Origin of the sequence: Thalassospira sp. (assembly GCF_002709775.1) — a bacterium.
GTDB lineage: Bacteria > Pseudomonadota > Alphaproteobacteria > Rhodospirillales > Thalassospiraceae > Thalassospira.
In genome coordinates this window covers 47588-59235 of sequence record NZ_PAQR01000011.1, presented here as the reverse complement: position 1 = coordinate 59235, position 11648 = coordinate 47588, and the positions used below count along the sequence as shown (strand labels likewise).

The window sequence follows — 11648 nt, the reverse complement described above, 5'->3', positions numbered from 1 at the left end:
TTCAGTCTGTGTAGGAAGTCCCGCGCCATTGCGCGGGACTTCTCACCGGCATTGCGCTGCAAAACATCCTTTAAACAGGTCACTGTTTACGTCTATGGTCGTGGCTTAACCCAAAGGGAAGCTGACCGACCATGACAACCACCCCGACCTCCGAGACTTGGCAAAATCTTTCCTCTGACTGGATCACCTGGGCAGAACGCCTGGCACCTGCGGCTGAGAAAATCAATCGCCACATGATCGAGGCGGCGGACCTCAAGGGGCTTTCGGAAAGCCGCAATGATGCACCGCTTGCCATACTTGATCTGGCATCCGGGGTTGGGGAACCGGCATTTTCATTTGCCCGTGCCCTTGGTGGGGGGAGCGAAGAAGACCGGGTCAATATTCCCGGCGTTACCGGGACGGTGACGGCAACCGACATCGTGCCCGATATGTGCGATGCCCTGATCGAACGCGCCGAAGAAGAAGAAATTTCCAACATCACGGCAACGCCCGCCGATATGGAAAAGCTGCCCTTTGACGATCAAAGCTTTGATGTCGTGTCATGCCGCTTTGGCGTGATGTTTTGCGATGATCACGACAAGGCCTTGCGGGAAGCCTTCCGCGTTCTGCGCCCGGGGGGCAAGGCGGTTTTCATGGTCTGGGCCCCGTTGGTGGATAACCCGCTTTTTGCTGCAATGGATGCGGTTCTGGGCAATATCCTTGGCATCGGGTTTGACAAGGCCGGGCTCGATCCGTTTTGCTTTGGCGATGTCAATCATGCCACCGACCGGCTCAAAAACGCCGGGTTTAGCGATGTGACGGATAGCAGCCACAGTCCGGCGGGCCGCATCCCCGAAACGGCCCCCTTCTGGAAGCCGCAGATGGACATGCTGTTTGGCAATATCCTGCGCAAGTCATCGGATATGGAAGTCGGCGCGATCAATGCCGCGATGTTTGAAACCCTAGCCCCTTATATCGAAGACGGCCATTTCCAGGTCCCGATTTGTTTTCATGTACTTAGCGGAACGCGCGCCTGATTGCCTGCGGATGCGCGCTGCGGCCTGGCACCAAAAACCCAAGCATTCCTGCGCCTCACGCATGGCCGTATGCGTGGGTTTTTGCTTGCGCTTGCCCGCGCATCATGGCAAACCCCGCCCCCTTGGAAGGATGATCCTTCCCCTGTCGTAGCACCAGGTTAAAAACACGAAAGACTTATCATTATGAAGACGATTGTCGTCTGCTCTGGCGGATTGGATTCCGTCACGCTGGCCTATAAGGTCGCGAACGAGCACAAATTGCATTCCCTGATTTCATTCGATTATGGCCAGCGCCATAAAAAGGAACTCGATTTCGCCGCCCGCACCGCACGCGATCTGGGTGTGAAACATCACATTGTTGATCTGACCCCGGTTGGTGCGCTTTTGGGCGGATCGTCGCTGACCAGTGATGATATCGATGTGCCCGATGGCCATTACGCCGAAGAAACCATGCGCATTACCGTCGTGCCCAACCGCAATGCCATCATGCTGGCCGTTGCCTTTGGGGCCGCCGCCAGTGCCGGCGCCGATGCGGTTGCCGCGGCTGTTCATGGCGGGGATCATTTCATCTATCCCGATTGCCGTCCCGATTTCATCAACGCCTTTCAGGCGATGCAAAACCATGCGCTTGAAGGAGTGAAGGACGTCAAACTCTATACCCCGTTCGTCAATGTCTCCAAGGCCGACATCGCCCTTGAAGCCGGACGCCTTGGGGTTCCAGTTGATCTGACATGGTCCTGCTACAAGGGCGAAGACACCCATTGCGGACGGTGTGGCACCTGTGTTGAACGGCGCGAGGCGCTTGAGCTGGCCCGGGTCAAGGACCCGACGGTTTATCTTGATCGCGATTACTGGAAACAGGCCCGTGCAGACCACCGCGTGCGCCAGCTTGCCAATCGCGAAATCGAAGCCGCCAGCGCCACCAGCGCGGCCGAGTAACCCTGATAACTTCCTTGCTACATGGATGCCCGCCTGCGCGGGCATGACGTTTGGCTGCTGTTTTGCCAAACGAATTCCGTCATTCCCGCGAAGGCGGGAACCTCGGGCCAAGCGCACCCATCAGCAAGACAAGACGACACCGAAAGAAAACCGATGTTCACCATCACCAAACAATTCGCCTTTTCCGCAAGCCACCAGCTGAGCGGCCTTGAGGAAGATCACCCGTGCGCGCGTCTGCATGGCCACAACTATATCGTCGAGGTGGAGCTTAAGGGTGCCAGCCTTGATGAACGTGGCTTTGTCCGCGACTACCGCGAACTTGGCCCGCTCAAACGTCTGATCGATGATGAATTTGATCACCGGCACCTCAATGACGTGTTGGGCCATGATCACCCGACCGCCGAACAACTCGCGCTGTTTTTCTATGACTGGGCGCATGATCGCTGGCCCGAAGTCTCGGCCGTACGTGTTTCCGAAACCCCGAAAACCTGGGCGGAATATCGTCCATGACGGTTCACGACCCCAACCTTGCGGAGCTTTCCGAGGCACGCGGCAAAATCCGCATCTCGGAAATCTTTGGCCCGACGGTTCAGGGCGAAGGGGCGCTGATCGGCATGCCGACCGTGTTTGTCCGCACCGGCGGCTGTGATTTCCGCTGTTCGTGGTGCGACACACTTTATGCCGTCGATCCGGCCTTTCGTGCCGACTGGACACCGATGTCTGCGACCGAAATCCTGGACGAAGTCAAAAGACTGTCGGGCGGCAAGCCGATCCTGATCACTCTTTCGGGCGGCAATCCTGCGATCCAGCCGTTGGGGGACCTGATCACCATGGGCAAGGCAGAAGGGTTTACCTTCGCGATTGAAACCCAAGGCAGCATCGCCAAGAACTGGTTTGCCGATCTCGATTTCCTGACAATCAGCCCCAAGCCGCCAAGTTCCTCGACAAGTTTCGATGCAAACGCGCTTGCGGCCTGTATTGATGCCGCGCAGGCCAATGGCATGCTGGATGGTCCGGCGATTACGCTGAAATTCCCGGTCCGTGACGAAACCGACCTGCTGTTTGCCGATTATGTGAGGAACCTTCACATTGGCATTCCGGTCTGCTTGCAGCCGGTGAATACCACCCCGGCCGAACCGCACCCGGATGGCGCAGAAGGTGTTGATATTGATGGCCTGACGGAACGTTATCGCTGGCTGGTTGATGAAGTCGCCAAGCGCAAATGGTTTGATGTCCGCGTTTTGCCGCAATGGCATGTACATGTCTGGGGCAATCTGCGCGGGGTTTGAACTGGATCGACAATCCTGAAAAGCGCCGAAAAGTTGCACTTTTAAATTTATAGTACCATATAAAATATATGCGACTGGCACCGATATCCATGGTGTCGGGGCAACAGGCGCTTTGTGATACAGCCATTCAAGGGCTCTCTTGGGGATTGAGCACACCCATTGGGAAAAGCGCCAAGTTAACCTGCCGGAAGAAGGCGGGCGGAATGTTTCTGCCCGACCCCGCGCCCGATAGGTGCAAATTCACAACAAAAACCAGATCAGCACCATCGGCGGTCATCTTCCGGATGCTCGAAGGAGCCGTGATTATGAGCATAACCCGCACAACCCATCGTACGGTGACGTTCTTTCATCCGTTCCACCTGCCCGGTCATCCCGGGCTGCTTTCGCCTGGCGAGTATGAAGTCGACACCAATGAAAAGCTTGATCCCGATGCCGCCATGCGCAGCTACATCAAGCTTGAATGCCACGTCCATCTCTGGGCAGAGGAGGATCAGGTTGACGGCAATGACGTCCTGACGGTCGCCCCACAGACGCTTGAAGCCGCACTTGCGCTTGATTCCGATCCCCTGCGCGAAGATGAACGCAACCGCATGATCAAATCCTTTGGCGGCAGGCCAACCGATAATGCTGCCGCCTGACAGGACACCATGTCCGTCTTATGGCAACGAGATCAGGGTGATCCCCCATCCCTGATCTTGCAAAATCTTGATGCCTTCAAACACCGGGGCGGCAATCAAAAACCAGCAGGCATCGCGCAGGGTCACAAGGAAAAGTGCAGGCCTAACTTTAATGGTTTCCGCATCGCGCCATTTCATCAGGTTGGGACCAAATCGCGGGACAGTTTGGCGATAATCCTCAAAAGACGCCCCGAACCGCTCGACCAGCATCGCCTCTTCATGGGCCACCACGCTTCGAAACACCAACCAGCACGCCAAGGCAAACAATCCCGCCATCATCAGGCTGCCCATCTGTGCCCCGGCGCCAAAGGCGCCGATGAAGCTAAAGACATAAAGCGGGTTGCGGCTGATCGAATATGGGCCAAGTGTCACGAGCGACGTCTTTTTACGCCCGCCAATATAAAGCGCACACCAGCCCCGCCCAAAGATACAGATCAGGATCGCCGTGAGCCCGATCGCCTCGATCCCCTCATGCCAGGCGGTACTGCGATCAAATCCCGCCCGCGCGCAACAAACCAGTGCGAAAAGCACAACAATCCCGATGCGAAGTGTTCGTTTGCGCCGGCGCTGGATGGTTTGCAAAGGATCAACCGACGGAATGTCGGTCGCAATACCTTCGGTCGCGTGGGTCGATAAAGTCTGATCGTGATGCATGGAAGCCCCCTTGGGTTAAGAGGACCTCATGATCCGCGATCACCCGGCCTTTGGCGTCCAATGCTGTTGATCCGGACCTTCTGTTGCGGGCTCGGACAGGTTGGCCGGTTTAAGGGCGGCTTGCCTTGCAGCTTCGCGCACCGCACTTGGGGTTTCACCCGTGATTTTCTTGAACGCCAGATTAAACGTCGATTTGGAGTTGAACCCAACACTCAACGCAATGTCCAAGATCGTCCGATCAGGCTCCAACACCAGAACAGATCGCGCTTCGGCCACGCGGGCAGCATTGACGAAATCAAAGAAGCTTTTGCCGACATGGTGGTTGAGTACATAGGAAAGCTGATTAGGCGTAATCCCGACCGCACGGGCAAGCTTTGGCAAGGACACCAGCGGATCAAGCAGGATATCCCCGCGCGTCTGAATATCATCAAGTCGCGCCAATGCACGGGTTACACCATCGGGGTCAAGCAACGGGCGCGGCGCCGTCGCATCGGTTGGCGCAACTGCCAGATCCGCTAGCGGCACGGCGCGCGTTTCCGGTGGCTGCACCGGGCTGTCTGGTGCCTTGGCGGCAACAAGCCCAGCTTCATCATCGACAATCCCGTCATCGGTATCATCGGCGGGCCAGTCAGCCATAACGAACAAGGCCGGTTGCGTCGCGATTTCATAGCTCATGGCAAACAGAACCAGCGCAAAGGCGATTTCGGTGCCAAACATTTCGGGATCATCGGGCAGATAAAGACCGACAATCTTGCCGACCGCGACCGTGATAAAGACAAAGGTCAAACCACCCAGAACCACGCCGATCCAGCGTTGTATCGCCTTGCGATCCGCGCCCAGCTGTTCTTCGGTCTTGTTCAGATAGCGGCATGAAATACGCCACAGCAACACAAGATAAATCGTGATCTGGATAAAGATAGCGCCCCAGCAAAAGCCTTCGGCCAACTCCCCGGTGGTATATTTCCCGGCCCATAGAACCTGCCCGCCACCGCCATGCGTCACGACCCAGGCGATCAGGTTAAACACCACCAGTAACAAGACAAAATGCCCCCACGGACGGCGGGATGGATTGCCGGAAATTTCACGGAAATACAGGTAAATCGCAGGCGCGATGGCAAAATTGACCGGCCCGAAAAACAGATTGAGAAAACCGCCCATGTCTTCTGGTACCAGCGGTTCGACAACATCTTCAATCAGGTTCAATGCAACCGCCGCAATAAACACCATCATCCAGCGGTTCGCCCCAAAGGCGCGCGCGCCCTCTGATCGCAGGATCAGACACAGGAACACCGCCTGCACCAATCCCACGGCAGCGACCATCGCACTTACATAATCCGTCCAACCGGTCATTCCGGCATGCTCCTGATATCATCAATCACTTTTGGCGGCCTCACCTTGCCCCGATCAAGCCGACTATATCGTTTCAATAGACACAATCGGACACTATCGGCGTCCGATTATGCACAGGCGGACGCAGCAACCCGCCATTTTTGCCAATCTGATCAGCAGATGAACCGGACCAGCATCATTGATTTCCGATCATGATGTAACACGATCCATGTCCGGATCGTCCAGATTGAAGGGCTGTCATAAAAAGTTCCATCATATTCGATTGACTATATCGAATTGATATATGATAGTCCGATATATATCGAATTGATACAGTTGCTTTGATAACTTCCCCCATCAAGGCGCGGTCAATTCGGGGGAAGCAACAAGGATAGACGACACAATGGACGTACGAACTTTATGTCTGGGTGCCCTGATGGGCGGCGAGGCAACTGGATATGAAATCCGCAAAATGTTTGAGGATGGCACGTTCAGCCATTTTCAAATCGCGTCCCTTGGCTCGATCTATCCGGCGCTGACCAAGCTGACCCAGGATGGTCTGGTGACCTTTGTCGAACATGAACAGGAAAACCGGCCGGACAAGAAGATTTATCAGCTGACGCAAGAAGGCCGTCGCACATTCCTGCGTACCCTTTTGCAAACCCGTCCGGCCGAAGATCGATACCGTTCTGATATCCTGTTCATGCTGACCTTTGCCGAGGAAATGCCGATCGAGCTGACCGAGGCCCTAATTGATGAATTTGCCGCCCGTCATGAAATGATGAGCATGCAGATCGATCCGGAAAACCCCGACAAGCCGGCCCCGCAGACATCCCATGGCCGCGACGAAGACGGCACACCAAAACCAGGCTGTTGCTTTGTCGCCGGGCTGGGTCAGGCCATGTGCGAAGCGACCTTGAAGTTTATTCGCGAAAACAAGCAAGGCCTGCTTGATGAATTAAGAAATCGCAAGGCCAACAAGTCGTAAGCGACTTTACCCTAGGCAGCACACAAGATTGCCCAGCCAGAAATACCAAGTGCCAGACGTGCCCAACCAAGAGCCACTGACGCATTCCGGCAACGGAAGATTTGAGGGAACAGAACAATGAATGCTTCACGCCTGATCGCCATTCTACTGGTCGTTGGGACCGTTATATGGATCGGCAGCGCCTATTTGACCGGCGATGATGCGCCTGTGCAAAGCGAACAAAGCGCACCCGCAAACCCGGCAAGCGAAAATGCGGCAACCAAACCACATGCCAGCGTGCGCACGATCACCAGCCGTGCAGTCGATCATGTGGATCACCTCCGCATTACCGGGCGGACCGAAGCGGTCATTTCTGTTGATATCCGTGCCGAAACCGAAGCGCGCGTAATTGAAATCGGCGCGATCAAGGGTCAGGCAGTCCAAAAGGGCGATCTGATTGCCCGCCTTGAAGTCGGGGACCGTCAGGCCCGCGTTGCTAAGGCGCGTGCCCTTGTCGCCCAGCGTGAACTCGAACATTCGGCAGCTGAAAGCCTGGCTGAGAAAAACTACCGCTCCAAAACCGGCGTTGCCGAGGCGCTTGCCCTTCTCGAAGAAGCCCGGGCCGACCTGACCATTGCCCGCACGGAACTCGGCAATACCGAAATCCGCGCGCCGTTTGATGGCATTGTCGAAGAACGCCCGGCCGAGGTCGGTGACCTTCTGTCCATCGGTGATCCGGTCGCGACCCTTATTCAGGGTGACCCGATGCTGGTGGTGGCCCAGGTGCCGGAACATTCAATCCGTGCGATTGATCTTGGCCAGCTTGCCAATGTCACCCTGTTTGATGGCAGCACCCATGACGGCATCGTGCGCTATACCGCGCGCGTTTCAGATAACGACACCCGCACCTTCCGGGTTGAGGTGGAGATCGATAATGCCGATCTGCGCATTCCCGATGGCATGACGGCCGAACTTGAAATTCCGGTCGGCACCAAGCGTGCTCATCTGGTGACGTCTTCTGTCCTGACATTGAATGACGCGGGCGAGCTTGGTGTTCGTTCGATCGTTGATGACAACAAGGTCGATTTCCTGCCGGTTGAACTTCAAGGCGGCACGCGTGAGCGCATCTGGATCGGCGGTCTGCCCGAAGAGTTCGAACTGATCGTGGTTGGCCATGACTGGGTCAAGGAAGGTGCGACAGTCGATGTTGTCCATCTTGAAACCGACAAGGACGGCCTGCCGATCATGCAGGATAGCGAAGCCCCCGGCGCTGTTCCCGGGGCTGAAGATACTGCCACCACCCTGTCGGAAAATGCCGCGCAGTAAGCGCGTATCATGAGGAGATGAAAAATGTCCCTGATTGATCACGCGCTTAATCGTTCGCGCACCGTCATTCTGGTTCTGGTCCTGCTACTTGTTACAGGTTGGGTTGGCTATAACACCATCCCCAAGGAAGCCGACCCGGATGTACAGATCCCGGTTCTGTACGTCACCATGCATCATGACGGGGTCTCGCCCGAAGATGCCGAACGCCTTCTTTTGCGCCCGATGGAACAGGAACTGCGTTCCATCGAAGGCGTGAAGGAAATGCGATCGCAAGCCTATCAGGACGGCGCATCGGTCACGCTTGAATTCTATTCGGATGTCGAGATTGACGAGGCACTGGCAGATGTTCGCGAACGGGTCGATATTGCCAAATCCGAACTGCCCGATGAAACCGACGACCCCGAAGTTCACGAGGTCAACCTGTCGCTGTTCCCGGTTCTGGTCGTGACCCTTTCGGGGGACGTGCCCGAACGTGCATTGCTGCGCATGGCGCGTGACCTGAAGGACGCGATTGAAGGCCTGCCTGCCGTGCTTGAAGCCAATCTCGCGGGCGAGCGTGAAGAACTGGTCGAATTCATTATCGACCCGATGAAGATAGAGGCCTATCGCCTTAATGGTGTCGACATCGTCACCCTGGTGCGCAACTCCAACGCGCTGGTCGCGGCTGGCGCGGTTGATACCGGCAGTGGCCGCTTTAACATCAAGGTTCCCGGCCTTTTTGAAAGCGTGAATGATATCCTTGATATGCCGCTTCTGGTCGATGGCGATTCCGTTATCCGCTTCCGCGATATCGGTGATGTCCGCCGGACCTTCAAGGATGCCGAAAGCTTTGCGCGCCTTAATGGTGAACCGGCAATTGCGATCGAGGTTTCCAAACGTGTTGGCGAAAACATCATCGAAGTTATCGATGCCATCAAGGCTACCACGGCCGAGGCCCAGCAAGCCTTCCCGCCCAACCTGACGATCAGCTATTCGCAGGACAAGTCATCTGACATCCGCACCATGCTGACCGATCTGCAAAACAGCGTGATCCTTGCGATCCTGCTGGTGATGGTGGTCGTCATCTGGTCGCTTGGCTGGCGGTCTGGCCTTTTGGTCGGCCTTGCCATTCCGGGTTCGTTCCTGACCGCGATCCTTGTGCTGTGGGCGCTGGGGATGACGGTGAATATCGTTGTTCTGTTCAGCCTTATTCTCGCAGTCGGGATGCTGGTTGATGGTGCGATTGTTGTCACCGAATATGCCGACCGCAAAATGATCGAAGGCCTGCATCGGAAGCAAGCCTACCCGCTTGCGGCCAAACGCATGGCGCTTCCGATCATTGCATCGACTGCTACCACGCTTGCCGCCTTCTTGCCGCTGGCCTTCTGGCCGGATGTGGTTGGCGAATTCATGAAGTTCCTGCCGATCACGGTGCTGTTCACCCTGACCGCATCGCTTGCCATGGCCCTGATCTTTGTGCCCACCGTGGGCGCATGGTTTGGTAAACCGGGCAGCCCGAACAATGAAAGCCTCGAAGCCATTGCAGCCGATCACGGCGATGACATCGAAAAGGTCAAAGGCGGCACCGGCGTTTATGTCCGGATGCTTAAAGCCTGTCTGCGGTTCTATTGGCTGATTGTGCCTGCGGCCTTTGTGGTTCTGATTTCTGTCTGGGCGGCATTTGGCCAACTTGGCAAGGGTGTCGAGTTCTTCCCGTCCGTCGAACCCGAAGTCGCCATTGTTCAGGTCCGTGCACGCGGTAACATGTCCTATTACCAGCAGGACACCCTGCTGCGCGAAGTTGAAAACCGCATTCTGGCCCTTGATACCCATCATGAAGGCGAGAACTGGTTTGATACCGTCTATGCCCGTTCCGGTTCCGGTGCAGGCGGCAACGAAGCCGCCGAAGACGTGATTGGTGTCGTTCAGCTTGAATATGCCGATTGGCAAACCCGCCCCAAGGCGAGTGAAATCGAAAAGCGCATTCTGGCCGATACCGCCGATCTGGCTGGTATCCAGATCGAGGTCCGTGCACAGGAAGCAGGCCCGCCGCAAGGCAAGGACATCCAGATCCAGCTGCGGTCCTTCTATCCGGAATTGCTTGATCAGACTGCGACCATGCTGATGACGGGCCTTCAGGGCATGGGCGGCCTTTACAACTTCGAAGACGGCAAATCGCCACCCGGTATTGACTGGGAATATAGCGTTGACCGGGCGCAGGCACTGAAATTCGGGGCCGATATCACCCAGATTGGCAATGTCGTCAAACTGGTGACCAACGGCATCAATTTCTCGACCTATCGCCCGGATGATTCGACCGAGGAGATCGATATTGTCGGACGTTACCCGGCAAAATATCGCTCGCTTGAGGAATTGCAAAACCTCAAAATCGTGACGGACAAGGGTTTGGTGCCGATGGCCAACTTTATCAAACGCACGCCCATGCCCAAGACCGGCACACTCCATCGCGTTGATAGCCGCCGCACCCTGACCGTCAAGGCCGACGTGCAGGAAGGTGTTCTGGTTGATACCAAGCTTGGTGAGGTCAAAGACTGGATGAGCACCCTTGAGATCGACCCGCGCATTTCGGTCGAATTCAAGGGTCAGGATGAAGAACAGAAAAAGTCGGCCGACTTCCTGAAAAACGCCTTCTCGGTGGCGCTGTTCATCATGTTCATCATTCTGGTCACCCAGTTCAACAGCATCTCAAGCTCGCTTCTGATCATGATCGCAATCATCATGTCGACGGCGGGCGTGTTCCTTGGATTGATGCTGACCGGGCAGGCCTTTTCAATTGTCATGAACGGGATCGGTATTGTCGCACTGGCCGGGATTGTCGTGAACAACAACATCGTTCTGATCGATACGTTCGACCGGCTCAAACACACCGCCAGCAGCATCGAAGCGGCCATCCTGCAAACCGGTGCACAGCGTCTGCGTCCGGTGATGCTGACCACGGTGACGACCATTCTGGGTCTGGTGCCGATGGTGCTGCAGATCAATATCGACTTTGCTGCGCGCGATGTGTCGGTTGGCGCACCTTCCACGCAATGGTGGGTGCAACTTTCGACCTCGATCGCGTTTGGTCTGGCCTTTGCCACCGCCCTAACGCTGGTCTTCACGCCCTGTGCGCTGATGGCGCATCACAAGCTGGGCGGGCTGATGCGAAAGATCCGGCCGCACCTTGCAAAGCCGTTCAGCTCAGGCCTGCCAAAAGGCCCGACGGATCAGACCAGCTAACCCTATAGCCGCGCGCTTTTTCCCCCGACCCCGCCGCGCGGTTACACCGGCCCCCTTCCCCGGGGGCCGGTGACTTTTTATCCCCGGCACAACACAGGATGAGCAAGCTGCGCTTGATACATCATTACTTCATAACTATATGATTTTATATTCATGGATGATCAGATCAGCATAGCGAATACACACTTTCCTAAGGATTTTAGAAGTATTTTAGCGTCATTCTTCACAACTG

At 56.1% G+C, this 11648-nt stretch carries 10 protein-coding genes; 8 read left to right on the top strand and 2 right to left on the bottom strand.

Going from position 1 to position 11648, the window contains the following annotated elements; translation table 11 throughout:
* The first annotated feature begins 131 nt into the window (after positions 1–131).
* The 5 genes from CMO10_RS06240 (at position 132) to CMO10_RS06220 (ending at position 3882) form a co-directional block, all read left to right on the top strand.
* Entirely contained in the window at positions 132–1016 is an 885-nt protein-coding gene (locus CMO10_RS06240) for a class I SAM-dependent methyltransferase (RefSeq protein WP_297019748.1), read from the top strand.
* Positions 1017–1199: 183 nt separating this feature from the next.
* Positions 1200–1955, top strand: a complete 756-nt coding sequence (gene queC, locus CMO10_RS06235; RefSeq protein ID WP_297019746.1) for a 7-cyano-7-deazaguanine synthase QueC — start codon at positions 1200–1202, stop codon at positions 1953–1955.
* Between the two features lie 153 nt (positions 1956–2108).
* A complete protein-coding gene (gene queD / locus CMO10_RS06230; protein WP_297019743.1) occupies positions 2109–2465 on the top strand; it encodes a 6-carboxytetrahydropterin synthase QueD in 357 nt (118 codons plus the stop codon).
* Entirely contained in the window at positions 2462–3244 is a 783-nt protein-coding gene (gene queE, locus CMO10_RS06225; RefSeq protein WP_297019739.1) for a 7-carboxy-7-deazaguanine synthase QueE, read from the top strand. Before queD ends, queE begins: the two co-directional genes overlap by 4 nt.
* A gap of 305 nt (positions 3245–3549) precedes the next feature.
* Positions 3550–3882, top strand: coding sequence for a hypothetical protein (locus tag CMO10_RS06220; protein ID WP_297019736.1), 333 nt, complete (start codon positions 3550–3552; stop codon positions 3880–3882).
* 18 nt (positions 3883–3900) lie between these two features.
* On the opposite strand, the gene CMO10_RS06215 is transcribed toward CMO10_RS06220, so the two are convergent.
* Both CMO10_RS06215 and CMO10_RS06210 read right to left on the bottom strand, forming a co-directional pair.
* On the bottom strand, positions 3901–4575 hold the full coding sequence (locus CMO10_RS06215) for a methyltransferase family protein (protein WP_297019733.1): 675 nt from the start codon (positions 4573–4575) through the stop codon (positions 3901–3903).
* Positions 4576–4614: 39 nt separating this feature from the next.
* On the bottom strand, positions 4615–5925 hold the full coding sequence (locus tag CMO10_RS06210) for a helix-turn-helix domain-containing protein (RefSeq protein ID WP_297019730.1): 1311 nt from the start codon (positions 5923–5925) through the stop codon (positions 4615–4617).
* A 382-nt stretch (positions 5926–6307) separates the two neighbouring features.
* Here CMO10_RS06210 and CMO10_RS06205 point away from each other — a divergent pair, with 382 nt between their 5' ends.
* The 3 genes from CMO10_RS06205 to CMO10_RS06195 all read left to right on the top strand — a co-directional run bounded on the left by CMO10_RS06205 (position 6308) and on the right by CMO10_RS06195 (position 11416).
* Complete coding sequence (locus tag CMO10_RS06205; protein WP_044829472.1) at positions 6308–6892, top strand: PadR family transcriptional regulator; 585 nt, start codon at positions 6308–6310, stop codon at positions 6890–6892.
* A gap of 117 nt (positions 6893–7009) precedes the next feature.
* The gene (locus CMO10_RS06200) at positions 7010–8197 is read left to right on the top strand and encodes an efflux RND transporter periplasmic adaptor subunit (RefSeq protein WP_297019725.1); all 1188 of its coding nucleotides are present in this window, start codon (positions 7010–7012) and stop codon (positions 8195–8197) included.
* 24 nt (positions 8198–8221) lie between these two features.
* Positions 8222–11416 carry an efflux RND transporter permease subunit gene (locus CMO10_RS06195; protein WP_297019723.1) on the top strand — a complete coding sequence of 1065 codons (3195 nt, stop codon included), beginning with the start codon at positions 8222–8224 and terminating at the stop codon, positions 11414–11416.
* Positions 11417–11648: the final 232 nt, after the last annotated feature.